This window comes from Solirubrobacter ginsenosidimutans (assembly GCF_027587205.1).
In genome coordinates this window covers 19,643-44,899 of the sequence record NZ_JAPDOD010000045.1, presented here as the reverse complement: position 1 = coordinate 44,899, position 25,257 = coordinate 19,643, and the positions used below count along the sequence as shown (strand labels likewise).

Below are 25,257 nucleotides of genomic sequence, written 5' to 3'. Positions count from 1 at the left end.
ACTTCGATGGATGACCGTGCTAGGCCGGAACGGCCTGGCGCCCGACGCCCTCCTGCTGCGAGCGCTCGGCGGCCGAGAGAGCGAGGTGCTCCTCGGGCGTCGTGATGTCCGCGACCTCGACCGGCTCAAGCTCGGTCGAAGCCCCCTTCAGCAGGACGAAGGCCAGCGTCGCGAAGCAGAAGGGCAGTGTCAGGGCCGGCAGGCCCCACGGGATGAAAAGCGTCCCGATGGCGCCGAACAGCATCGCCGCGAACACGGCACAGGCGACCGCGAGCACGCCCGAGCGCCACGTCAGGACGAAGAACACGCCGCCGACGGCGAGCGCGGCGTCGAACGAGTTGAAGCCCCATAGTCCGTTGTAGATCGCGACGCCATTGGCCCCGAGCGCCAGGCCCGTGAGCATCCCGACGGTCGAGCCGACGACCGCGAAGATCGCCGCGATCCGTGAGCACACCGCGATGCCGACCACGATGACGATCCCGGCGACGATGCTGTTGGCGAAGAACAACTGGCCGATGCCGCGGAAGATCGCGTTCAGAACGCCCTCGAGGTTGTTCGCCGTCGCGGCGTCCGCCGCGGAGCGCAGCGTGTTGCTGACGCTGCCGCGCGTGACCTGCGCGTCGGCCGGAGCGATCAGCCCGCCCACCCGGCCGTTGGCGAAGTTCAGCGCGCCGATCAGGAAGATCAGCGTGATGAAGTTGAACGCCAGCGTGAACGGCGGCACCGCGTGGGCGCCGATGAACACGTTGGCCAGCGCGGCGTGCAGGATCGTCGACAACGACGCCCCGAGCACGATCCAGACCATCACGACGATGTCCCAGTCCGGCTGCAAGAACAGCGACAGGGCGCCGCCTACGAGCACGCCGTTGAAGCCGAACAGGCCGGCGCGGATCGCGCCGCGGTCCATCCCGATCACGATCGCCGCCAAGGTCGAGACCACGACGCCGAGCAGGCCGGCGAACCCCAGCCAAGGCTCACCGATGAACATGGCGATGACGATCGCCAACCCCGTGACCGGGTTGTTCATGAAGCACACCTGACCTACGCCACGCAGGCAGGAGTCGACGAACGCAAGGAGCGGATTGCCGTCGGCACGCTCGCCCCAGGCCTGCATGGTTCCGTTGACCGACACGCCGCCTCCTCAGGTTCGGGTAGGTCGTCGGCGAGGATTCAATGGACCTGTCGCGGGCGGGTCAAAAGGCTGGAAGCACTGCTTTCACACCGGCGGCGAGTAGATTCCGCACAGTCCCATGCCGTGGCCTCCGGTGATTAGCCATGCTTGACACGCACGCGTCCGAGCAACGGGTGAGCACGGGCCTGGATGCGCTCGACGCCGTGCTCGGCGGCCTTTACTGGGGCGACAACGTGGTCTGGCAGCTCGACGGGCCGTCGCCCGAGCCGTTCTACCGCGCGATCGCCCGGCTCCCGGACGTCTTCATCACCAAGACCTCGATCTCGATCGCCGGCACCACGACCTATCGAGACGTCGATTCGATGGAGGTCGTCGAGGCCGGCACACGCGGCCCGTTCGCGCGACCCGCGGATCTGCTGCGCGAGGTGCATCGCCTCAGCCAGCCACGCGGCCACCGGCTGATCCTGTTCGACTCGCTCGACGCGATGGTGCACGCGTGGGGCGCCGGGCGGGCGCGCGACTTCTTCGCGCGCTGCTGCCCGATGCTGCTCGAGCTCGGCGCGATCGCCTACTGGTCGATGGACGCCCAGGCGACCCCGGCCACGGTCCGCGACACGGTCCACGCGGTGACGCAGTGCGTGCTCAACGTCGACGAGCGCAGCGTGCGGGTCGCCAAGGCCGAAGGACGCGACGACAGCGTGCGCGGCACGGTCCTGCACTGGCACCAGGAGGGCGGGCGGCCGATCGTCGCCACGGCGGAGATCGTCGGCCGCGTCGCCGCCTCGATCCGTGCCGTTCGCCGGTCACGCCATCTCAGCCAGCACGACCTCGGCGACCTCGCGGGTGTCTCGGCGAGCGCGATCTCCCAGGTGGAGCACGCCGAGCGCGGCCTCTCGCTGGCGACGCTGGTGCGCCTCAGCAGCGCGCTCGGCGTGACGATCGACGACCTGCTGCGCGGCAAGGACCCCGGCACCTACCGCATCGGGCGCCGGACCGACGACCCGCAGGGCGGCTTCGAGCGCACGGTCTCCCTCTTGGGCGACGACAACACCGACCTCTGGATCGACCTCGTCCACCTCGGCCCGCGCGAGGCCGGCGCGCCGACGCGGACACGCGCCGGCACCGGCATCGTCGGCGTCGCGAGCGGCCTCGTCCAGGTGCAGGTCGCGGGCCAGACGCCCGCCGTCCGCCACGGCGAGGTCCTGGTCGCCGACAGCGAGTTCATCGCCGGCTGGCGCAACCTCGGCCAGAGCGAGGCGGAGCTGTTCTGGATCGTGTCCGCTGCCCGCGGCTAATCGTTGGGCGGCATTGCGTCCTTCGGCGCGTAGCGGTGGTGCAGCGCGAGCAGGTTGCCGTCGGGGTCGGAGAAGAACGCCTGGTGGCAGACGCCGGAGTCCAGCACCCCGCCGCTGAACTCGATCCCGTGCTGCTCGAGCTCCGCGCGCGTGGCCGCGACGTCGTCGACGGCGAGCGCGACCATCGAGCTGCTCGGCGCGAACTCGATTCCGAACGCGTCGGACTGCATCACGGCCAGCGTGAGGTTGCCGGCCTGGTACTCGGAGGCGGGCATCTTGCCCCACGTCTTGACGAACGGCAGGCCGAGGGTCTCGCCGTAGAACTTGGCGGCCTTGGTGTGGTCACGCACCTGGAGTGCGACGAAGTCGACGCCGGAGATGTCGGGCATGCGGCGCACAATACGCGCCGTGAGCATCGCCATTGAGCCCTGGGCCGAGGACGACCTGCCACTGGTGCAGGCACTGCTCGGCGACCCCGTGATGATGGAGCACCTCGGCGGGCCTGAGGACCCGGACAAGATCGTCTCGCGCCACCGCCGCTACCTCGGCGACCCCGGCATCTTCAAGATCGTCGTCGACGGCGTCGGCGCCGGCTGGGTCGGCTATTGGGAGCACGAATGGCAGGGCGAGCAGATCTACGAGATCGGCTGGTCCGTGCTCCCCGCCTTCCAGGGCCGGGGCGTCGCGGGCGAGGGCACGCGGCTGGCGCTCGAGGCGGCGCGTGCCGCCGACGGACCCCGCGTCGTCCATGCCTTCCCCGTGCCGGACAACGGACCGTCCAACGCGATCTGCCGCAAGTGCGGGTTCACGTTCTTGGGCGAGGTCGAGTTCGAGTTCCCGAAGGGCCGCTGGGCGCCCAGCAACGATTGGCTCTACGACCTCAGCGCGACGACCGACCGCAGATGACGGGACTCGACCCGCTGGGTCATTGCCGCAGCCGCAGCATCTAGGCACCAGAATTCACACCGATGGCCGAAGGGCTGTGTGATCAGCGTTGCCACAACGATCGACGTTCGGAATAGAGTCTGCACGTGACCATCGAGCCTCGGGAGCTGCTGGTGCGCTATCTGCCACACGATCGGTCGTGGGCGGAGTGGATTGCCTGGCAACTGGAGGACACCGGCTACCCGACGAGGTTGCAGGTGATCAGGCCCGACACGCTCGAGATCGACTCCCAGAGCGGCGCGGCAGGACCGCTGATCACCGTCTCGCCGAGTCGTCCGTTCACGGATCTCACCGAGCCGAGCACGCGACGCGTCGCGATACGAGTCCGAGACGTCGAAATCGAGTGGGCTGACTCGCACGTGGTGGACTTGGTCGGTCTAGATGAAACGGAGGCGCGGCGGAGTGTGCTCGCCGTGCTCGGCGACCTGGGAGCGGTGGCGCGGGAGACGCACGACGCGTCGGGAGACCAACGAGCGCGCTTCCGGCGACTCTTCCGCCGGCGGACGAAACCATCCACCCGGCCGCCGCTTCCGCGAAGCTCGGATGAGTGGCGGACCGCCGTGACCCGTCGACACGAGGTGTTCACGCGCGGCGGACGGTTCCCGGACCGGCTCGGCACGTGGAACGTGCCGGAGGGAGCGACGCTACTCGATCTGGCGTTCTACATCCACACCGCGATCGGCTCCCAGGCCACGGGGGCGCTGGTGAACGGGCGCGAGGTCGACTTCCTTGGGCACGTCCTCGAACCCGGCGACATCGTGGAGATCATCCGCGCCGACACGATCCAGCGTACGGAAGCCGACGTCGAGAACGTCAAGACGCCCCGGGGACATCGAAAGCTGCGCGAGGCGCTCAGGGCCTTCCCGGTCATCAGGGGCCGCCTGCGACTCCTCGAACACCTGGCCGGATACGGATTGCGGCCGAGCCGCGACGATCTCGACCCCGCCGTCGAGCAGATCGCCGGACGATTCGGCGGGACCCACGAAGATTCCACGGCAACCAGGATGTACACCCGAATTGCCGACGGACGGTCGACGCCGGGGGAGGTGGCGTCGGCGGTGATCGACGCGCTCGGACGACTCCTCCGCGTCGTGACCGTCCTGCCCGACGGCCGGACGGTGACCGGCAGCGCGGGCGGTTTGCTGCAGGTTTGGGCCCAGGATGGGACGCCAGCCGACGCGCTCGATCCACACATCGGTTCGGTGTGCGGAATCAGCGCCCTGGGGTCGGCTCGAGTCGGATCTGCCGATACCGATGGCGGCCTATGGATCTGGGATCTCACGACAGGCGACTCGCACGTTGCGTTCTCGCTGCCCGTGCCGTGCGCGGCCATGGCAGCATGGCCATCGCCACCGCGTGTCGGAGTAGCCGGGATCGACGGCTCGATTCGCATCGAGGCGATCGATCAGGAAGTGGGCGAGTGGCCGGAGTTGCGATGCCCTGCCTACATCGAGGCACTCGTCGCCGCACGCGACGGTCCGAGACTGTTCGCTGGCTGCCGCGACGGTTCGATCCACGGCTGGGACGTCAACACGGGTCAGGAGTTCCTGAACCACGCACCACACGCCGACAGGGTGCTCGCGCTCGCCGTCACCACCGACGGACAGACGGTGTGCTCGGGCGCGGCCGATGGCTCGACCGCGGTGCTGGAGACTTCAGACGCTCGGCCTCGCGCGGGCCCCAGGCACCCGGCCGCCGTGCATGCACTCGCGGTTGCCGCGGACGGGCGTTTCGTGTCCGGATGCGCGGACGGCGTCATCCGCGTGTGGCGCTCCGGCGGCGAGCCGATCGGGCTCCCGCGGACGCACGGCGGCGCGGTGCGCGACATCGCGCTGCTCGATGACGAGCAGATCGTCTCGGTGTCCGAGGACGGCGAGCTGCACATCCAGTCGTTGCTGCCCGCCCCGGCGGGCGTGCCGGCGACGCCCTGGCGGCTGACGATCGATCGCGACGGCGGCGAGGTGCGCGTGGGCTCGAGCGAAGAAATCCGCCTCGTCTTGGCGCCCGCGAGCCGGCCCGACCAGTTCAAGCGCCACGTGCTGGTCCTCCCGATCACCGCGCTCGACCTGACGGTCTTCGTCGAAGCTCCGGGCTTCCGGCTCGAGACGCCCAGCCCCATCACGATCCCGGTCGTCGACGGCACGCCTCAGCAGACGAGCATCGCGGTTTCCATGACCGCCATTGCCAGCGGCGATCACACGATCACCGCCGTTGCGTACCAGGGCGCCCAGGCAGCACGGCTGGAGCCGGCAGAGGCGCAGTTCGAGATCCACGTCCGCCGGCCGGAGGCGCTCCCGCAGCTTCCGGAGTTGGTGCACGCCGATGCCATCCCGGGACCGCCGTCGGACGTCATGGTATTTGTGACCGTCGAGGAGTCGGTGACGAGCCAACGGCTGGCGTTCTACCTCACCTGCTCGCGACTGGGCTATGACGCCGAGCGCCTCGAGCTGCCACCGATCACCGTCGATGACGCCCGCGGCATTTGCCAGCAGCTGGCAGAGCTCTCGGCGTTCGACGGTTCGCCCGCGTCGACCCGCGCCGCGACGCAGGCGTTCGGCGGAATGCTGGCTGACACACTGATGCCGCGCGGGCCTCTTCGCGAGGCGTACGAACAGTTGCGCGACGCGCCGGCGACGTGGTTCGTGCTCTCCGACGAAAGGGCGGTGATGCCGTGGGAGCTCGTTTGCCCGTACTACTTGTCGCAAGAGAGCGCAGACGTCGTGTTCGAACCGTGTCTCGCCGAAGACTTCGACGTCGCACATTGGATTACGGGTCAAGGCCTGCGACTCGACTCCGAGGCGCCCATGGCGCGGGTCGCGATCGCCGACTACGGCGCGCCGCCCGCACATCTCAGGCCCTGGCGGGAGGCACTCGGGGAAGACCCCGAGCAACCGTCGGGCGTCGACTTGCTGGCATCGGATAACCCCTATTTCGGGCTCCACGTCATCAGATTCGCGCGGGAAGACATCAGGGACGGCATCACGCAGGCCACGGAGGACTCGCCACTCCGGCAGCCGCTCGTGCAGGAGCACCGGCTGGAACTCACGCGGCGGCGGCCCCTGGTGACGTTGAGTTTCATAGGCGAAACGCCGGCCGATGGCGGCGCAACGCAGATCGAGCGGGCGTGGGCAGCGCCGCTCTTGCGGTCGGGGGCCACCGCGGTCGTCGGTCCGCGCTGGAGAGTCCCCGCGAGCGTTGACGAGCGGTTCGTCAAGACGCTTTACGACGGGTTGCGTGAGGGAGCCTCGCTGGCCGACGCCGTTCGGAGCGCGCGCGAGGCGGTGCGCGCGCACTCCTCGCACCGTCAGGACTGGCTCGCGTACGCGGTGTTCGGCCACCCGCAATGCGCGATCTACCTCGTGCGCCCCGCGGGAGGATTCGCGCTGTTCGAGGCCATCGACGAGCCCGAACACGGCGCGTTCCTCGCCGGGCACGTGTATCGGTTCCGAGTGAGCTATCGAGCCGAAGCGCCCGCGTGGTACGACGGTCGCCTGCACACCCGCGATTGGCGTCCGAGCACCGACGACGTTTCGGTCGCTGTCATCCCGATGGCAGGCGGCGACCGCGTGACCCACTCGCTGAACCGAATCGAGGGATGCGACGACCACCAGGCCGTGATGACGCTTCGCATGCCGACTGCGGAGTCCCAGCTATCGCTGATGTTGCGGTTCGAGAGCGCAGGCGAAGAGCTCCGTTCACTCTGGGTCGATCTCGACATCCAGGAGCTGCAGCCGTGACCCCGGTGCGCATCGGCGGCTATGCCACCGCAAAGCGGACCGGACGGCGCGGCGTACGCGTGACCATCCGCCGCCGTGACGAAGTGTCGGTCGAGAACGAGGACTCGGAGCTGCCCTTCGCGCGCGCCACGGCCCAAAGGGCAGCGCACGAGTTCGCCAGCGCCCTTCTCGAGTTGGCGGAGTATCTCGCACGCCGCCAGCCCGTGACCGTCGACGCGGACGCACTCGACGCCGCGTTGAGCGTCCCTGACGCCAAGCGCGATGAGACGCTCGACCAGCTCCGGACGCTGGGGAGCCCGCTGTCGTCCACTCTGCGTCCCTCGGGCCTCGGGCAGCTGTTACGAGACGTCAACGTGATGGACTCCCGCGATCCGGTGCCGGAGGTGACCTTCGCTGACAAGCTCGAGGCGCCGATCCTGTGGGACATGCTGTATGACGGGCGGCAGAGCGACGAGCTCGAGTGGCAGCGGTTCTGGGGCTTCCGGGTCCCGATCACCCACTGGCTGGGACGCAACCGACCCCGCGAGATCCTCCTCCAGCGCGGGCTGTTCACCGCTCTGAACGAGGACCTTCGATTCGCGGGTACGGAGGTCGACGAACTGGCTTGCCGCCATCCGGGGCTGGCTTCGGATCCGCTGCGACTCGGTGAGGATCTGCGCCGCCAAGCCGGGGATGCGCTCTCCGGTCGTCCTGACGATCTGGCCCTGGCGGACGACGCGCTCACCGAGTTCCTGCACGAGCTGCGATCGGGCAGCGACGACGGTGGGCTGCGAGCCAAGCAGTGGCTCCGTAAGGCGCTGGTGGCGACACTCAACCGGGCGATCAGCCGCGACGTCCTGCACTTCGCGTGCCATTGTCACCCGGGCGCCAACACCGAGTTCCTCTCCCAGCTCGACCTGACGATCGCCGGGCAACAGGTACTACTCGATGCGGGGACGCTGGGGGACTTGACACTCGAGCCGCGTCGCATGGCCGGGCCCTTCGTGTTTCTCAATGCGTGCGGCACAGCCCAGGCGAATGCCGCCTTCGAGCCACCGGGATTCCCGACCCGGTGGATCGAGTCAGGCGGGGCGGTCGCTGTGCTCGCGACGCTTTGCCCGGTCCCGGACTACTTCGCCTTCGCTTTCGCTCGGCACTTCTACAACAACCTCTTCGATGCGATGGGCGCTGGATCGGCCAGCCCGGCCGTCGCCCTGTTGGAGACGCGGCGCCACTTCATGCGCGAGCATGGGAACCCCCTCGGTCTCGCGTACGTGCTCTACGCCGACAAGGACACAGAGTTCGTCTCATGAGCGATGCCGACGTCAGACGCGTGCACGCCGCGGTGCGCGCGCTCCGCGACCGACTGGATGAATTGGACACCGTCGAGATCGCCGTCGCGGAATACGACGCGGCCCTCGCCGATATCGAGTATCGACGCGTCGCGCTTCAGGAACGGCGACAGGAACTCCGGACCCGGCTAAGCGCTGAGCGGCTGCCGAGAGCCGGTGCGGGCGGCCCCCGCCCGCGCGGACGGCGTGGCCGTGATGGGATCGGCAAGCCGGCTCCGGTCGCCCGGCAGAACCGCCGCCCGACCGGCGACGCCGCGATTCGGCGCCGGCGAACCAAGACGCTCATCAATCGCTTCGCTCACGCCTGGGAGATCGACGACGAGCGTCTGGCCGAGATCAACCGGCTGGCGGACGATCGCAGTCGGCCGCTTGGCGAGATGCTCGCGCTTCTCGATTGGGACGCGATCGACCGCCCGCTCCCGGGTGGCGAGAGCGAAAGCGCCCACACCCGCCGCGTGAGCGAGTGGCGCGAGGCACTCGAGGAGGCGCAGGGCCGCCTGAGCTCGGACGTGCGATCGCGAGAACGCCAGTTCCACAAGGTCCTCGCCCTCTGGGAGCGGTGGCGCGCCAGGGACGGCTGGCAGGAATTCCTGACCGACGCTCGGACGGCGAAGCACGACGAGGTCGACGAGCTCAACCGCGAGATCGCGAGCCTCGAGCAGCGACTTCGTGAGGTTCCGCGGTGAGCGAGGACGGCGTCACCGCCTACCGTCCGGGCTCGGCGATCACTGCGGTCAGCCGCGCGACCCCGGTTCGCCCCGACGCCGGAGCATGGACGACGCTCGCGCCGCGGCTCGACGTCCGGACGCTCGGTGTGACCTCGACCGGCGTCGTTTGGGGAGGGTCCTGGGGCGGAGTGATCGCCTACGATCCCGCGGGCTCGTCGTACCAGCGCTATGGGAGCGAGCATGGGCTTCCTGGGAACACGGTCCTGGCGCTGTGTATCGATCACGCCGACCGGGTCTGGACCGTGCATGCCCCGACCGGTGTGGCGTGCTTCGACCAGGAACAATGGCGGACGCACCCGAGCCTCCGGGACACCCCGCTCCTCGCGATTGCGCCGGCGCGCGAAGGTGGCGTGTGGGTGGCATCGAGCCGACGGCTCTACCGCCTCGGGGGAATCGATGAGCCGGTCGTCGCAGGACCCGATGTCACGTTTCCGCGCGCGCTGCTCGAGACGGACGCGGGCGTGCTCGTGGGCGGGACGGGAGGCGTCTACCGCGGCGACGAGAGAATGGCACCAGGGGCCTGTGCGGCGCTGGTCGACCGCGAGGACGGCGACGTCTGGACGGCGACGGCCACTGAGGTGTTCCAGCTCGGCGGGGACACATCGCAAGCATGTCCCGGGACGCTCGCGCTGGTGGCGGCCGGAGGCGTCCTTTACGCCGTTTCGGCGGATGGCGTCACGCGATTTTCCGACGGCGAAACGACGCCGTGTCCCGGCGCGACGGCCGCCGCCGCCGACGGCCCCGCGCTGTGGATTGCGCGCGAGCGTTCGCTGAATCGGTTGTGGTGGCGCGCGCAGGGCCTGCCCACGTGGGAGGATGACGCGCTTTCGCCGACGCCCGAGGACACGCTCAGCGACCTCGGACGCTGCGCGGTTGCCGATCGCGGCGGGGTGCTCGCCGGGACGGCCCGCGGACTGGTCCGCGTGCGCGCCGGCGCTCATACCCACGACCCGGCTGCCGCCGACGTTCTCCAACTCGTGAGGCACGGTGGCGAGACTTGGCTGCTCGCGCGGCCACACGGCATCGGGCGCGTCCGTGACGACGCGGACTTCCGAGGCGCTCAACCGCCCGGTGTCCCGATCGCGCTCGCCGCGCCGTTGCACGCACTGACGACCGCGGGCCTTTTCCGGTTCGACGACGGCGAGTGGGTGCGCGTCGGACTTCCGTTGCAGGCTGCTGCCCGCTGCATCGCCCAAGCCCCCGACGGGACCTGGTGGGTCGGGACTTCGAGCGGCGTGTATCGCCTCGATCGTGCCGGAGCGTGGCAGCTCGCGGGCGAGCGCCCCGGCCCCCTTGTCTCGGCAGTCCGATGTCTCGCGATGCTCCAGCACCGGCTCTGGGTCGCCACGGACAAGGGCGTGTGGCGCTACGACGGCGGATGGCACGCACTGGAGATCGCCGGCGTCGACCTCGAGCGCATCACCGCGATGGCGCCCGCCGCGACGGAGCACTGCGCATGGTTCGCCGACCCGGACGGCGTTCGTCGCTGCGATCTGCGGACGCTCGAGGTCACCGAGGAGGCAATGCGCTGGGACACGGGCGTGCCCGGAACGGCATTCGCGATCGTAGAAACGGACGACGGACTCACGCTCGTCGGTACTGGGGGGATCGGGAGCAGAAATGACGAGCACTGACCGTTTCGAGGGCCGTCGCGTACTCGGCATCGATCTCGGGACGACGAACTCGGCGGTTGCGGTGTGGGATGAGGCCGCGGGAAGGGTCGTGCCCTTGGCCGATCCGGACGGCGTAGTCCTGATGCCTTCGCTGGTCGGCTGGGACGCCGGGCGGCGAAGGTGGGTGGTCGGCGCGGAAGCCGCCGAGTTGGCCGATCGCAACCCTTCCGCCGTCGCCTATTCCGTCAAGCGACACATGGGCCGGCGCTTCGACGAGCCGAGCGTGATGCAGGACTCGCGAACGGTCGCCTATCGGATGCTTCCGGGGGATGCCGACGATCCGCTGCGGGCAATCGCGATCGACTTCGGAGAGGCCAGGCTTACGCCGCCGGACATCGCGGCCAAAGTGCTGTCGAAGCTGCGGTATACCGCTGCCACGGCGCTCGGCGTACCACTGGAGGGGCTGCGCAAGGCCGTGATCACCGTGCCCGCATACTTCAACCTGCTGCAGCGGCGCGCGACACTCCTCGCGGCGGAGTTCGCCGGACTCGAAGCCGAGATCCTCAACGAGCCCACCGCCGCCGCGCTGACCTGCGCGGACCTGCTCGACGAGAATCCGCGGCTCTTCCTGATCTACGACCTCGGCGGAGGCACGTTCGATCTCTCGCTGCTCGAGGCCAAACGTGACGAGGCCGGCTACCTGTTCGAAACGCTCACCGTCCATGGCGACACGCGCCTCGGCGGCGATGACATCGATCGTGCGGTGACCGACTGGCTGCTGCGGCAGTCCCGTGAGGCCGCGCCCACCCCCGCGTTTCGCGAAGCGGTGAGGCACGCGGCCGAGCGCGCGAAGATCGAGCTCTCGAGCGGCGAGACGACGATGGCGTTGGGACGACGCATGACGCGCGCTCAGCTGGTCGAATGCTCCGGCGCCGTGCTGGCGGATACGCGGCGACTCGCTGACGAGGCGGTGCGCGAGATCTCCGGTCTCGAGTGGAGCAATATCGACGACGTCATCCTCGTCGGCGGTCAGACCCGTATGCCTGCGGTGCAGGCGCAGGTCTCGGAACTGCTCGGTGCGACGCCGCGACTTGCGCCCGAGCCGGAGCTCGCGGTCGCCCTCGGGGCGGCGGAGTACGCCCACATGCTGAGCCGCGGACGCAGGCGGTTTCACGAGCGCGCACTGGTGAACGTGCTCGCGTTGCCACTCGGAATCAAGCTCGACGACGACCGATTTCACGTGCTCGTCGAGGCGAACGTGACGATTCCGCACAGGAGCAAGGTGTTCCCCGTCACGACGCGAGAGGACAACCAGGAGACCGTCCGCGTCGAGGTGCTCCAGGGGACGCGGACGGCAACGCGAGTCAGCGAATGCATCCTGCTCGGACCGATCCTGATGGACGTCGAGGCCGGTCGCGCGGGCACCGCGCGGCTCAACGTCGTATTCGACGTTCATTCGGACGGCACGATGACCGCGATCGTGTCCGACCCGGTGCACGAACGCGTCGGACGCCTGGACGTCGTCGACTCACGGCGGCTGAACACCTTTCGAGGGCAACACGACAAGCCGATGGGAGAGCCACATGCAGACAGATGAGTCGACGTCCTTCATCGTCGTGACGACCGAGTCGACTGACGGCATGCGCGGTGAGCCGGTTCGGAAGGTCGTCGAGAAGGCGATGTCTGTGGAAACGCTCAAGTCGAGCCTCGACCGGTTTCTCGGCTCTTTGCGTGACCTAGTGGAGCATCAGACGCCACGACAGGGCGCATTCGTGCTCGACGAGATCACTTTCAGCGCCGAGATCGGCGCGGAAGGTGAGTTCAAGCTGCTCGGAAGCGGTGTCACCGTGTCGAGCACTTCGAGCATCGACTTCGTGATGCGGCGCCGCGCTTGAGGATCATGTGCGACCAGCGAGCCAGCCGACGAGGTTGCCGAGGATCTTCGCCGCCTCGGCGTCGTCGCCCTTGAACTGGGCCGGGTCGCCGTTGAACTCGGCGCCGTGGACGCGCCCGGCGGTCACCGTGACGCGGAAGATCAGGATGCCGGTCCAGGAGCGATGGAAGTGGATGCGGTCGCCCTCCTGGAAGACGAACCATTTGTTCTGCATCTCCTCGGGCACCATGCCGAGCGCGAGCGTCGCGGCGGCCCGCTCGTCGAGGCGCGTCTCGAAGGCGAGCGGTCGCAGCGGCGGGTCGGGCTCGGTCTTCCAGTCATCGCGGCGGGCGGCGCGCAGCGGTGGGCTCCGGAACTGGCGGGCCTGGTCGAAGTTCTGAAACGTCTCGTCGTCGTGCAGCCAGAAGCGGATGTCGCCGATCGCCGACTCGACGGCCGCGTCGAACGCCGCGACCGCGACGCGATAGGTGTGGATGCCCGTGCCGGCACCGAGCGCGGGGAGCGCGACGCTCTGGCAGTCGAGCGCCGCGGCCTGGGCCAGCACGGCGCGGTAACAGGCGGACAGCTTGTCCTCGGCCGTGGGCACGACGGTGTGAATGACGAAGCGCGCGCGCAGCTCACCCGCGTGGGTCACGCCGGGGCGTTTGATCAGCGTCATCGCGTGTTCGAGCCGCGGCCCGCCGGCGCGTCGGAGCGCGGCTTCCAGCGCGCCGCCCGCCCCGCAGGCGATCGCGTCCGTCTCCGCCGTCGTGATGTCTCCTCGCTCGATGCCGATCACGGCGCGAAGCGTGCCAGACCGGTCAGCGGTCGGCGGCCGCCTCGAAGAACAGCGCGACCAGCGCGGCGCCCGGGTCGACGACGCCGGTGGCGGCGTCGCCCACGTACGTGGCCCGGCCCCGGCGCGCCACCAGACCGGCCGTCGCGTCGGCGCCGGCGCGGGCCGCGAGGGCGGCGGCGTCCAGGGCGCCGGTGAGCGTGCCGCCGGCCGCCAGCGCGTCCGCCGCGGGCTGGAGCGCGTCGACCATCGTCCGCTCGCCCACCTCCGCGCCACCGAGCCGGCGGACGGCGGCCACGCCGGCGCCGACGCCATCGGCCAGCGTCGCCAGATCCAGCTCCGGCGCGTCGCCGGCCGCCTTGGCCAGCGCGCGGAAGAACATCCCATAGAGCGGTCCGCTGGTGCCGCCGGTGCCCAGATACGCGGTGGAGAGCGCGGCGAACGCCGCGCCCGGCCGGTCGAGCGGGCCGTCGCCCAGCTCGCGCCAGGTGCCGCGCACCGCGGTCGTCACGCTGGTGCCGAAATCGCCGTCGCCGGCCAGGCGGTCGAGCTCGCCCAGCGCGCCCGCCTCCGACTCGGCGGCGTCGAGGAAGCGCACGACCCAGGCACGAGCCGTGGCCGCGTTCAGTCCGGTCACCACGTCAGCGCCGGCGTCCGGACCGGCGCGTCCCAGAGCGCGAGCGTCTCGGCGTCCATCCGCACGAGCGTGACGCTGCAGCCGGCCATGTCGAGCGCGGTCAGGTACGGGCCGACGAGCGCTCGCGCCGTCTGCACCCCGCGCGCGTCCAGGCGCCGCGCCACCTCGGCGAAGACCACCTGCAGCTCGAGGTTGGTGGTGGCGCCGAGCCCGTTGACGATGACGGCGACCTGGTCGCCCTCCCCGAGCTCGAGCGCGTCGGCCACCGGCTCGACGAGCTGACGCGCGAGCTCGTCGGCCGGCGCGAACGGGCGCCGGTCGATGCCCCGCTCGCCGTGGATGCCCACGCCGAACTCGATCTCGTCGTCGCCGAGCTCGAACGACGGGCGCGACTCGCCGGGATGCGCGAGCGGCGAGAGCGCGAGGGCCAGCGACCGCGAGCCCTCGGCGACGCGCCGGCCCAGTGCCGCCAGGTCCGCCAGTGAGGCGCCGCGCTCGGCCGCGGCGCCGCAGAGCTTCTCGACGGCGATCACCGCCGCGGTCCCGCGCCGCCCGGGCGAGCGGTCGTCCTCGAAGTCGGTGGCGAGGTCGTCGTCGACGAGCACCCGCTCGATCGCGATGCCGTCCTCGGCGGCGATCTCGGCCGCGATGCCCGCGTTGAGCTTGTCGCCGGTGTAGTTCTTGAGGATGTGCAGGACGCCGGCGCCGCCGTCGACGGCGCGCGTCGCCGCCTCGAACTGCGCGGCCGTGGGGCTGGAGAAGATCGCGCCCGGCACCGCCGCGTCGAGCATCCCGATGCCCACGAAACCGCCGTGCAGCGGCTCGTGGCCCGACCCGCCGCCGGCCAGCAGACCGACCTTGCCCGCCGCGGCCGGCTGCGCCCGCGCGACGAAGTTGCCCTCGCGATCCCAGCGCACCAGGTGGGCGTTGGCGCGGGCGAAGCCTTCCAGCGCTTCGCGCACGACATCGTGCGGATCGTTGACGAACTGCCGTCGCATCGAACTCCTCGGGTTCAGCGGATCTCGAGCTCGTCGAACGCCGGGTGGCGCAGGAGCGTGAAGATCTCGGGGCTGTTGAACGGGCACATCACCGCCGAGCGCCCGTGCTCGGTCCAGTAGTAGTTGTGCGCGCGCGGGTCGCTCCAGACCTTGCGCGCGTTGCGCGCGTCGACCTCGGCGTTGAAGCGGTCGTAGGCGTCGCGACGCGGCTCGATCGCGCGCCCGCCGCCGACGATCAGGCGCTCCATGCATTCGATGGCGTAGCGGGCGACGAAGTCATGAAACGTCGCGGGCCCGAGGACGCCGTTGGTGTTCGGGCCGTAGACCGACCACAGGTTCGGGAACCCCGGATACATGCAGAAGCGGTGTGCGCGCGCGCCGCCGACCTTCCACAACTCCTCGAGCGTCTGCCCGCCGACCCCGGTGACCGTCATCGGGAACAGGTACTCGGAGGCGTGGAAGCCGGTCGCGTAGACGATCAGGTCGACCTCGTGGTGGACCCCGTCACCGTCCTCGATCCCGGTCGTCGTGATCCGCCGGACCCCGCTCGTCACGAGCGTCACATCGTCGCGCTGGATCGCGTCGAGCACGTTGTAGTCCGTGTCCACGACCACGGCCCGCGCCGACCACGGCGGGTGCGGTGGGGTCATCCGCGCCCGCAGGTCCGGGTCGGCCACCTTGCGCTCCAGGAACGCGAGCGCTGCCTCACGGACGGCCTTGTTGCGCGCGCTGACCGCGTGCGGATCGTCAAACGACGGGTCGACCTCGGTCATGCGCATGAACGCCTTGCCGGTCCCGAACATCCGCAGCCGCATGAAGTTCGTGTAGTAGGGGAGGTTCCGATCCAACCACGGCACCTCCTCCGCGAACGGCGCGAGATATCCCTCGACGCCGAACAACCACTGCGGCGTGCGCTGGAAGGCCACGACATGCTCGGTCTGCAGCGCCAGCTCCGGGATCAGCTGATAGCCGGTGCAGCCCGTGCCGATCACGGCCACGCGCTTGTCCGCGACGTCCGCATCCACGGGCCAGCGCGACGTGTGCCACGAGCGCCCGCGAAAGTCCGTCATCCCCTCGATCTCGGGGACCCGCGGGCGGTTGAGGAAGCCGACCGCGGTGACGACCGCGTTCGCTCGCAGCACCCGCTCTCCCGCCGGGCCGGCGATCGAGACCTCCCATTCACACGCCCCTTCGTCCCAGCGCAGCGCGCGCACCTCGGTGTCGAAGACGATGTCCTCGCGTACCTCGAAGGTGTCTGCCACCCAGTCGAAATAGCGCCGGTTCTCCGCCGCGCCGCAGAACGGGCTCGAGTACGGGAACTTCGCCCCGAAGATGTGGGTGTACGCGCGGCTCGGGGTGTCGACGCGCGCCCCGGGATAGCGCGTCTCCCACCACGTCCCGCCGACGCCGGAGTCCTTCTCGATCACCGTGTACGGGATGCCGGCGCGCTTGAGCATCACCGCGACGTCGAGCCCACCGAACCCGGCCCCGATGACGATCACCGAGAACTCGCCGGTGTGGGCGCGCCACGTCGACGCGCGCGCCCACGGGTCCAGCCCGAGCTCCTCGCGGCAGTACTCGTACTCGGCGTCGTCGAGCGCCTCACCCAACACCAGCGGGATGCTGCGGCGCAGCCGCTCCTCGGGGCCGATGTCCACCGGTCCGGCTCCTGAGTCGCGCAGCGCCCGCAGGAAGTCGAGGGCCTTGCTGCGCAGCAGCGCGACGTCGGCCTCGCCGGCGACCATCATGAACGTCTGAAAGCCCGACGGGTCGACCGTGACCCGCGTCGCGGCGACCTCCTCGTCGCCGGTGAGCTGGTAGAGCAGGCCGCGGAGCACCATCGGCTCGGCGTGGGCGACGGCGCGCTCGATCTGCTCGTCGCTCGCGTCGCGCAACTCCAAGGCGATGGTCTCCGCGGTGGTCATGCGGGCACCAGGGGGCTGACCGAGCGGCGCGCGAAGCGCCAGCGGCCGTCCTCCCTGATCAGCTCGTCGTCGTAGCCGCCAAGGGTCGGCAGCAGCGGGCGATCATCGTCGCCGCGGCGGACGTGCATCCACAGGCTGCTCGCCGTCGCGCGGTCACCGTCGACGGTGATCGTCGGGTCGCTGATCCAGTGCCACAGCGTCGCGCCCGGGGCCGGCGGGTTGTCCGGCAACTGGGCGATGAGCATGTCGTAGATCCCGTCGGGCCCGGTGGCCGCGCCCGACTTGCCGCTCCATGAGCCGTCCGACGCGAACAGCGCCGAGAACGCCCGCATGTCGCGTGCGTCCAGCGTCCGTCGGTACTCCTGGAGCAGGTTGCGTATCTCCTCTCTGTCCTCGAGCACGCGCACCCTCGCGCGGAGCTCGTCGATCTCAGTCACCCTGAGGCCTACTTCGCGGTCGCCGGACCCGGCTCGTTGAAGTACTGGTCCAGGCACTTGTCGTCGCACCACGCTTCCTTCGGGCCCGGGAGCTCCAAGTCCGACGTGAGCGGCAGGCCGGGCTGGGCGTAGGCCTTCAGGTTGGTGTTGTCGATCGCCACCGCGGGCATCGACAGCAGGTTGTATTTCGGCCCCTTGTTGGCCAGGATCCGCAGCGCGGTGTTGAAGTACACGTAGCCGCCCTGGAGGCCGTTGATGCAGCCGGCGACCGTCTTGTACGTGTCGATGTTCTTCAGCCACCAGGAGAGGTCACCGGCGTAGCACTGCTCGACGCCCACCGGCGGGACCTTGATGCCACGCGACTCGAACGCCTGGACGACGCCGGCGAACATGCCGCCGTCCTGCAGGACGCCGTCGATCGGCTGCGGGTGCGCCGCCAGGTACTGCGACACGACCTGCTTGACGGTGCCGTTGTCCCAGTTGCCGTACAGGACCGAGGCGACCTTGATGTCCGGGCAGTTCTTGAGGTCCTGGACCTTCTGGTTGTAGAGAACCTTGTCGTTCTGGTTGCCCGCGACGCCGCGGACGATCAGGATGTTGCCCTTCCCGATGATGCCCAGCGTGCCGGCGTCGGCCTCGACCTGGTTCTGGGTCCACGTCGACGTCTGGTACTTCGAGCCCGGGGCGGGCGGGACGTCGGCGAGGATGATCGGCACGCCCTGCTCGCCGAGCTGCTCCATCGTCGCCGACTCGGCGACCGAGTCCGCGGGGTTGACGATGATCGCGTTGACGCCCTGGCGGGCCATCTGCTTCATCGCCGAGATCTGGCTCTCCGGCGTCGACTGCGCGAGGCTCGGCGGGATGTTGGTGACCAACTCGCCCGTGACCAGCCCCTTGGCCTTCGCCAGCGCGAACTCCTCCTTGAGCTGCTTGAGGACGTTGTTCTGGTACTGGTTGGAGATGCCGATCGTGATGTAGCCGATCTTCCACGGCGGCTTGGCCGTGATCTTCTGGGTCGCCCACGGGCTCGTGACGACCTCTTCGGGATAGCTGCCGTAGATGCCCTGGAGCTCCGGGGACATCGACTGGAAGGCCTCGCCTTCCTTGTTCTTCGGTCCGACCGGAACGGTGTCACCGCACGCCGTACCGACCTTGACCTTGGCGGGCCCGGTGGGCTTGACGTCGATCTTCTCGAGGGATTGCTTCTGGTTGCCCGACGACGCCTTCTCATTCCCGCCGCCGCTCTCTGAGCCGCACGCGGCGACCGTTAGAGCCGCGGCGCTCATCATGCCCACCAGCGTCACGCGACTCCACGAGCGCCAGTTCGCTGTCTCGCTCATTTCTCTCCTCCCCATGGGGGTTGCCCTCCTCCGATCACGACCGCTCAGACGCGGTCGCGCAGCCTGCGTTCGCGGCCGTAGATGGCGACGGCGACGAGGATGATTGCGCCGTAAACGATGAATTCGATCGCCTTGCTGGCACCGTGTCCGACGAGGACCGTGATGAGCAAGGTGATGAACAGCGCGCCGATGGCGGTACGGGTGTAGTCGCCGGGCCCTCCGAAGATGGTCCCGCCGACGATCACCGCGACGACGCTCTGGAACAGATAGGCATCGCCGCCGGTGTCGACGACCTGGCCGGCGAAGCCGCCGATCAGGATGCCGACCAGCGTCGATGTCACGGCGCTGAACGCGAACGCCGCCATCCAGACGCGACGCGTGTTGATCAAGGCGTTGTCCGCCGCACGCGGATTCGCGCCGGTCGCGAACAGGTTGCGACCCAGCCGCGTGCGATGCAGGACGATCCCGAAGAGGACGACGACCAGGATCCAGATCGATACGGCCGGCGGAATCCCGATCCCGAACGTCTTGGTCACCGGCATCGCGAGCTGCTGCATCCACTCGGTCGGGTAGCCGTTGGCCTGCTCGCCGATCTGCACCTTCACCAGGCCGATGACCAGCGAGCCCATCGCCAGCGTCACGACGAGTGGGTTGATCCTGAAGCGGTGGCAGATGTAGCCGGCGAAGCCGCCCAGGACCGTGGCCGACACCAGCGCCAGCGCCAGGGCGGCGCCGAAGCTGATGCCGTACTTCAGGTTCAGCGCGGTGACCGTCAGCCCGCCGGCGACGATGAACCCGGAGACCGAGAGGTCGAAGCCGCCCATCAGGATCAGCAGCGTCTGCCCGCAGGACGCCAGTCCGACCAGGGCGGCCAGGACGAGGATCGAGCGGATGCTCACCCACGAGCCGAGACCCGGCAGCGTGATCACACCGAAGGCGAACACGGCCGCGAGCGCCACGAGCTGGATCAGCGGGAACCGCTCCTGGATCCGGACGAGTGAGCCCCACACCCGCGCGACCGCCCCTCCGGCCTCGACCGGCGCGGCGGCGAGATCCCCTTCCCCGCCGCCGACGGGACCGATCTCCAAGGTCGACAGCTCCGGCCCCGTTCCTCTGCGCCTGTGGCGGTGGAGCACGGGCATGCGCTTCGCCCGCAGGCCGCCGATGCCGGCCTCGGGCACCAGCGCGCCCTGGATCACGACGGCGATGATCAGGATCGCCCCGTAGACGATCTGCAGCCAGGCGGGGTTGACCTCGAAACTCGACAGGAGGTTCTGGAACAGGTAGATCGTGAAGGCGCCGAAGGCCACGCCGATCAGGCCGCCGCGACCGCCGGCCAGCGACGTGCCGCCGAGGACGACCGCCGCGATCGCGATCAGCGCGTACTGCGTGGACGTCGAGGCGTTCGTCGACCGCACCAGCGCGGTCAGCGCGAGGCCGCCGAACCCGGCGAAGAGGCCGCCGAGGGCGTAGCTCCCGACGCGCACCGCGGTGACGTTGACGCCACTGGAGAACGCGGTCGCGTCATTGGAGCCGACCGCGTAGAGGAGGCCGCGGAAGGGGATGCGCTTGAGCCCGTACCAGATCAGCACCGGGACCCCGAGCGTGAAGACCGCACCCGGGATTGGGCCGACCTGGCCCGCCAGGTGGTAGATCCAGCGGTCCCCCTCGCCCAGCGAAGCCGGGTTGGGCGCGATCAGCAGGTTGACGCCCTGCAGCGCGAAGTACATGCCGAGCGTCACGACGACGGCCTGGATCCGCAGCAGCGTGATGATCAGGCCGGTGACCAGGCCCGCGAGCAGGCCGACGCCGAGGACGATCGGCACGGCGATCGCGCCGCCGAGCCCGTGCGGCGCCAGCCACACGACGTACACGGCGCCGCAGAAGACCAGCAGCGGCGAGATCGAGAGGTCGAACCCGCGGCCGATGATCGACGGCGCGCTGGCCATCGCCGCCAGGATCATCGGCGCCGCGATCCCGAGCTGGTCGGAGACGCCGAAGTTGCCGCCGTCCTTGACGATCGTCACGACGAGCACGGCGACCATCAGCAGCCCCGCGAACCCGTAGCTGTGGTGCTGGGTGAGGTGGGTCAGCCGCTCCTTCGTGCTGCGCACGACGACCGGGCTACGCCCGGAGGCCGACCGGGTCTCCAGCGCGGGCTCCATCTTCACGTTCGCCACCTCAGGCCTCGCTCTGCTCGCCGAAGAACGCGGCGACGAGCCGCTCGCGCGTGACCTCGCTGCGTCCGAACTCCTTGAACAGCTCGTGCTCGCGGAAGACCAGGACGCGATCCATCAGCTCGACGTGCTCGTCGAGCTCGGTCGAGAGCATCACGACCGCCAGCCCTTCCGCGGCGAGCGCGCCGAAGAGCGCGTACAGGTCGTTCTTCGCGCCGATGTCGATGCCGCGCGTCGGGTCGTTGAGCAGCAGGACGCGCGGGCCGTAGGCCAGCCAGCGCGCGATGATCACCTTCTGCTGGTTGCCGCCCGAGAGGGTGGTGATCGAGTCCTCCGCGGAGCCGAGCACGATGCCGAGGCGGTTGACGTAGGCGTCGAGACGACGTCGCGACGACCGCGTCCGCAGCCAGCCGAGGCGAGTGTCGCGGCCCAGCGTCGGCAGCGCGAAGTTCTCGCGGATCGACATCCAGCTGAACACGGCGTCGGCGCGACGCTCGCGGGGCACGTACGCGATGTCATGGTCGGCCGCGTCGGCCGGGGAGCCGATGACGGCCTCGCGGCCGTCGACGTGGCGGACGACCTCGCCCTCGGTCATCACGCCGCCGCGCAGCGCCTCGAGGAACGTGTTGCCGCCGTGGCCCTCGAGGCCGGCCAGGCCGATCAGCTCGCCGGCGTGAACGTCGAGGTCGATCGGCTGCCCGTCAGGACGCAGCCGCAGCCCGCGGACGCTCAGGACGACGTCGCCGCGGCGCTTGGCCACCGGCTCCAGCCGGTCCTGCTCCTCGCTGCCCAGCGCGTCGGCTCCCGTCATCAGCTGCACGAGCTGCCGATGGGTCCAGTGCCCGCGGCTGAGGTCGCCGACGGTCTCGCCCGAGCGCATCACGGTGATCCAGTCGCCGATCTGCTCGATCTCGTCCATGCGGTGCGTGATGAAGATCACGCCCACGCCCTTGCGCGAGAGCGCGCCGACCATCGCGAACAGGCGATCGCGCGTGGCCACGTCGAGCGCGGAGGTCGCCTCGTCGAGGATCAGGATCTTGGGGTCGCGCAGGAGCGCGCGGACGATGCCGCAGGCCTGGCGATCCGACAGCGACAGCTCCTCGGCCGCGATGCCGAGGTCGACGTCGCGCCCGAGCAGCTCGCCGAGCACCTCACGTGCGCGGGCGCGCTTCTCACGCAGCGACACGCGGGTGCGCCACGTGTCGTCGATGCCCAGCCACACGTTGTCGAGCACCGAGCACGACTCGGCGACGAGCACCTCCTGGAAGACCGTGACGATGCCGCGCCGCTGGGCCTGCTGCGGCGTCGAGAGCGGCGGAATGGCCTCGCCGTCGAGCTCGATCTCACCCGCGTCGGGCAGGTGCACGCCGCTGAGGATCTTGACCATCGTCGACTTGCCGCAGCCGTTCTCGCCGACGAGCGCGAGGACTTCCCCCGCGCGCAGCTCGAACGACGCGTCACGTACCGCCTGGGTCGCCCCGAACGCCTTCGCGACGTTGGTGACGCGCAGGAGCGTCGCCGACGAGCCGGGCGGCCCTCCCAGCTCGGCCTGACCGTCGCTCAACCGCTCTGTCCGCGGGGTGCTCACTGCGCGCCCGTGCCGGTGTCGAACACTTGCTCTCCTCGCTACCTCTGATCCGTCGCGGCCTAGGGCCTCTCAGATCATTTTGCCAGATCCTATATGTTTTGTGTGAAAGATCTAGGCCATGACCTGCGTGCGAGCACGGCGCTCGTCGAGGTTCGCGGCCGCCGTCGGGATGAGCCGGCCGTCGGGGCCCAGCAGCTCCGTCGACTCCTCGTACCAACTGTCCGGCGCTACCGCGCCCCAGAACGAGCGGCAGCGCGGATCCGCGACCGACCAGCGCAGCGGCTGGTGGTCGGGATCGCCCGTGTAGTAGTCGCACGTGTAGAGCTCGATGCGATGGCCGTCCGGGTCGCGCAAGTAGACGAAGAACGCGTTGGAGACGCCGTGGCGGCCGGGTCCGCGCTCGATCGCGGCGCCGGCGCCCGCGGCGGCCAGCTGGTCGCAGGTGCGCAGCACACCGCCCGGCTCGGGCACCCAGACGCCGACGTGGTGCAGGCGCGGGCCGCGGCCGAGCGTCAGCGCGACGTCGTGCACGCCTGGCTTGCGGAACAGCCAGGCACCGGCCAGGCGCTCGTCCTCCGGTTCCCCGTCGGTGGAGATGTACTCCGAGCAGCGGAAGCCGAGGTGCTGCCAGAACGCGAACGTCTCCTCCATGGCGGGGCTGTGGAGGTTGAAGTGGTCGATGCGCATGATCGGCGCGCCGCGCTGCAGGTCGTAGCGCTGCAGCTGCGAGTCGAGGAGGCCGATCTCGTGGAAGAACTCCAGCGGGAAGCCGAACGGGTCCCGGGCGCGGAGCGCGCGCCCCATCTCCGGCAGCGCGCCGTCCACCCACCAGACCGTGCAGCCCAGGCCTTCGAGCACGTGAGCCAGCCCGTCGAGGTCGGCGTCCGCGCGCATACGGAAGCCGAGACGGGCCGCCGCCGCCTGGTCGGCTTGGCGCAGCACGATCGAGTGGTGCACGCGCTCCTCCCAGCCCCGCAGGTAGAGCGCGTCATCCGTCTCGGCGCTCACCACCAGGCCGAGCAGGTCGACATAGAAGCGGCGCGAGGCCGCGAGGTCACGGACGTGCAGCTCGACGTACGCCGCCCGCAGGATGTCGAACGGCATGGGATCGGGCCCCGCCTCGAGCAGCTCGGTGATGGTGAGGGCCAAGACCCGTCACTCCTCCTGGTCGGGCCCGGCGAGGCCGAGCCTGGGGATGGGGTGCATGCCGAGCGCCACGTGGACGATCTCGACGTCGCAGTAGAACTCGAAGGCGTAGTCGCCGCCTTCGCGACCGATGCCCGAAGCTTTCACACCGCCGAACGGCGTGCGCAGGTCGCGGACGTTCTGCGAGTTGATCCAACACATGCCGGTGTCGATCGCGTGCGCGACCCGGTGCGCGCGCCGGATGTCGTTGGTCCAGACATAGGCGGCCAGACCGTACTGCGTGGCGTTGGCCAGCCGGATCGCCTCGTCCTCGCCGTCGAACGGCGTCGCCACCAGCACCGGACCGAAGATCTCCTCGCTGAAGACGCGCATCGTCTCGGTGACGTCGCCGATGACCGTGGCCTTCAGGTAGTTGCCGTCCGGCAGGTGCTCCGGCCGGTCGCCTCCGGCCAAGATCGTCGCGCCCTCCTCGCGAGCGGACGCGATGTAGCCGAGCACCCGCTCGTAGTGTTCCGGGTGGATCAGCGGGCCGAGCTCGGTGCGCTTGTCGAACGGGTCGCCGACGCGGATGTTGCGGGCCCGCTCGGCGATCGCGCCGACGACGCGGTCATACAGCGGCCGCTCGACCAACAGGCGCGACCCGGCGGTGCAGCGCTGGCCGTTCATGGTGAAGATCTGGGCGACCGCGGCGTCGACGGCCAGCCCGGGGTCGGCGTCGGCGAACACCACGACCGGGGACTTGCCGCCCAGCTCGACGCTCGAGCGCTTCAGCGTCGGGGCGCCGGCCGCGATGATCGTGGAGCCGGTCGCGGTCTCGCCGGTGAAGCAGATCAGGTTGACGCCCGGGTGGCGCGACAGGGGCGCGCCTGCCCCTTCGCCGGAGCCGTGGACCAGGTTGAAGACGCCGTCGGGCAGGCCCGCTTGGCCCAGCAGCTCGGCGAGGCGCGTCGCGGTCAGCGGCGACCACTCGGCCGGCTTGAGGACGATCGTGTTGCCGGCCGCCAGCGCCGGCGCGATCCGCCACGTCGACAGCATCAGCGGCGCGTTCCAGGGCATGATCAGCCCGGCCACGCCGACGGGCTTGTGCACGGTGTAGTTGAGGAACTGGTCGCCGACCTGGAACGAGCGGCCGTGCAGCTCGGTGATGACGCCGGCGTAGTAGTCGAAGTTCTCGGCCGCGCGTGCGGCCAGGCCGTGCATCTGCGCGATCGGCATCCCGATGTCGCGCACCTCGAGCTCGATGAGCTCATCAGCGTGGATGCGCAGCAGGTTGGCGATGCGGCGCAGCGTCTTCGCCCGCTCGGCGACGCTCAGGCGCGGCCAGATTCCCTCGTCGAAGGCCCGGCGGGCGGCGTTGACCGCGGCGTCGACGTCGGCGCTCTTGCCATCGGCGACCTCGGCCAGCGGCCGGTTGGTGGTCGGGTCCAGCGTGCAGAACGTCGTTCCGTCGAGGCTGTCGGTGAAGCGCCCGTCGATCAGGTGGCGCTGGGTTGGGACCAGCCTCCGCTCGACCGCCTGCTGTTCCACTGCGTTGCTCTGACCGATCTCCATTTCAACAG

Annotated in this window: 20 protein-coding genes; 8 read left to right on the top strand and 12 right to left on the bottom strand. The window is 69.9% G+C overall.

Going from position 1 to position 25,257, the window contains the following annotated elements; translation table 11 throughout:
* Positions 1 to 19 precede the first annotated feature (19 nt).
* Entirely contained in the window at positions 20 to 1,132 is a 1,113-nt protein-coding gene (locus OM076_RS33905; protein ID WP_270044592.1) for an urea transporter, read from the bottom strand.
* A gap of 143 nt (positions 1,133 to 1,275) precedes the next feature.
* Between OM076_RS33905 and OM076_RS33900 the strand changes: the two genes are divergently transcribed.
* The gene (locus OM076_RS33900) at positions 1,276 to 2,427 is read left to right on the top strand and encodes a helix-turn-helix domain-containing protein (protein ID WP_270044591.1); all 1,152 of its coding nucleotides are present in this window, start codon (positions 1,276 to 1,278) and stop codon (positions 2,425 to 2,427) included.
* Here OM076_RS33900 and OM076_RS33895 read toward each other — a convergent pair.
* Positions 2,424 to 2,816 carry a VOC family protein gene (locus tag OM076_RS33895; RefSeq protein ID WP_270044590.1) on the bottom strand — a complete coding sequence of 131 codons (393 nt, stop codon included), beginning with the start codon at positions 2,814 to 2,816 and terminating at the stop codon, positions 2,424 to 2,426. The two genes, OM076_RS33900 and OM076_RS33895, sit on opposite strands and share 4 nt — an antisense overlap.
* A 19-nt stretch (positions 2,817 to 2,835) precedes the next feature.
* Between OM076_RS33895 and OM076_RS33890 the strand changes: the two genes are divergently transcribed.
* The 7 genes from OM076_RS33890 to OM076_RS33860 all read left to right on the top strand — a co-directional run bounded on the left by OM076_RS33890 (position 2,836) and on the right by OM076_RS33860 (position 12,676).
* A complete protein-coding gene (locus OM076_RS33890) occupies positions 2,836 to 3,333 on the top strand; it encodes a GNAT family N-acetyltransferase (protein WP_270044589.1) in 498 nt (165 codons plus the stop codon).
* Positions 3,334 to 3,458: 125 nt separating this feature from the next.
* Positions 3,459 to 7,109 carry a TGS domain-containing protein gene (locus tag OM076_RS33885; RefSeq protein WP_270044588.1) on the top strand — a complete coding sequence of 1,217 codons (3,651 nt, stop codon included), beginning with the start codon at positions 3,459 to 3,461 and terminating at the stop codon, positions 7,107 to 7,109.
* Positions 7,110 to 7,114: 5 nt separating this feature from the next.
* Positions 7,115 to 8,401, top strand: a complete 1,287-nt coding sequence (locus OM076_RS33880) for a CHAT domain-containing protein (RefSeq protein ID WP_270044587.1) — start codon at positions 7,115 to 7,117, stop codon at positions 8,399 to 8,401.
* Positions 8,398 to 9,126 (top strand): hypothetical protein, encoded by a 729-nt coding sequence (locus OM076_RS33875; RefSeq protein WP_270044586.1) that lies wholly within the window; start codon positions 8,398 to 8,400, stop codon positions 9,124 to 9,126. Before OM076_RS33880 ends, OM076_RS33875 begins: the two co-directional genes overlap by 4 nt.
* Positions 9,123 to 10,802 carry a ligand-binding sensor domain-containing protein gene (locus OM076_RS33870; RefSeq protein WP_270044585.1) on the top strand — a complete coding sequence of 560 codons (1,680 nt, stop codon included), beginning with the start codon at positions 9,123 to 9,125 and terminating at the stop codon, positions 10,800 to 10,802. Before OM076_RS33875 ends, OM076_RS33870 begins: the two co-directional genes overlap by 4 nt.
* A complete protein-coding gene (locus OM076_RS33865; protein ID WP_270044584.1) occupies positions 10,789 to 12,378 on the top strand; it encodes an Hsp70 family protein in 1,590 nt (529 codons plus the stop codon). The genes OM076_RS33870 and OM076_RS33865 overlap by 14 nt, the downstream gene beginning before the upstream one ends.
* Positions 12,365 to 12,676, top strand: a complete 312-nt coding sequence (locus OM076_RS33860) for a Pepco domain-containing protein (RefSeq protein WP_270044583.1) — start codon at positions 12,365 to 12,367, stop codon at positions 12,674 to 12,676. The genes OM076_RS33865 and OM076_RS33860 overlap by 14 nt, the downstream gene beginning before the upstream one ends.
* 3 nt (positions 12,677 to 12,679) lie before the next feature.
* Here the strand turns inward: OM076_RS33860 and OM076_RS33855 are convergent, their stop codons facing one another.
* From OM076_RS33855 to hpaE, 10 genes are all read right to left on the bottom strand, one after another.
* Complete coding sequence (locus tag OM076_RS33855; protein ID WP_270044582.1) at positions 12,680 to 13,453, bottom strand: macro domain-containing protein; 774 nt, start codon at positions 13,451 to 13,453, stop codon at positions 12,680 to 12,682.
* A 22-nt stretch (positions 13,454 to 13,475) separates the two neighbouring features.
* The gene (locus OM076_RS33850) at positions 13,476 to 14,087 is read right to left on the bottom strand and encodes a DAK2 domain-containing protein (RefSeq protein ID WP_270044581.1); all 612 of its coding nucleotides are present in this window, start codon (positions 14,085 to 14,087) and stop codon (positions 13,476 to 13,478) included.
* Complete coding sequence (locus tag OM076_RS33845; RefSeq protein WP_270044580.1) at positions 14,084 to 15,085, bottom strand: dihydroxyacetone kinase subunit DhaK; 1,002 nt, start codon at positions 15,083 to 15,085, stop codon at positions 14,084 to 14,086. The genes OM076_RS33850 and OM076_RS33845 overlap by 4 nt, the downstream gene beginning before the upstream one ends.
* Positions 15,086 to 15,099: 14 nt before the next feature.
* Positions 15,100 to 17,010, bottom strand: coding sequence for a flavin-containing monooxygenase (locus OM076_RS33840; RefSeq protein ID WP_270044579.1), 1,911 nt, complete (start codon positions 17,008 to 17,010; stop codon positions 15,100 to 15,102).
* Positions 17,007 to 17,447: a nuclear transport factor 2 family protein gene (locus OM076_RS33835; protein WP_270044578.1), complete on the bottom strand. Its 441-nt coding sequence runs from the start codon at positions 17,445 to 17,447 to the stop codon at positions 17,007 to 17,009. Before OM076_RS33835 ends, OM076_RS33840 begins: the two co-directional genes overlap by 4 nt.
* A gap of 8 nt (positions 17,448 to 17,455) precedes the next feature.
* Entirely contained in the window at positions 17,456 to 18,787 is a 1,332-nt protein-coding gene (locus tag OM076_RS33830; RefSeq protein WP_270044577.1) for a substrate-binding domain-containing protein, read from the bottom strand.
* A 44-nt stretch (positions 18,788 to 18,831) separates the two neighbouring features.
* Positions 18,832 to 20,952 carry an ABC transporter permease gene (locus tag OM076_RS33825; RefSeq protein WP_270044619.1) on the bottom strand — a complete coding sequence of 707 codons (2,121 nt, stop codon included), beginning with the start codon at positions 20,950 to 20,952 and terminating at the stop codon, positions 18,832 to 18,834.
* 16 nt (positions 20,953 to 20,968) lie between these two features.
* Entirely contained in the window at positions 20,969 to 22,528 is a 1,560-nt protein-coding gene (locus OM076_RS33820; protein WP_270044576.1) for a sugar ABC transporter ATP-binding protein, read from the bottom strand.
* Between the two features lie 135 nt (positions 22,529 to 22,663).
* On the bottom strand, positions 22,664 to 23,701 hold the full coding sequence (hpaD, locus tag OM076_RS33815; protein WP_270044575.1) for a 3,4-dihydroxyphenylacetate 2,3-dioxygenase: 1,038 nt from the start codon (positions 23,699 to 23,701) through the stop codon (positions 22,664 to 22,666).
* Between the two features lie 6 nt (positions 23,702 to 23,707).
* A complete protein-coding gene (gene hpaE / locus OM076_RS33810) occupies positions 23,708 to 25,249 on the bottom strand; it encodes a 5-carboxymethyl-2-hydroxymuconate semialdehyde dehydrogenase (RefSeq protein ID WP_270044574.1) in 1,542 nt (513 codons plus the stop codon).
* Positions 25,250 to 25,257: the final 8 nt, after the last annotated feature.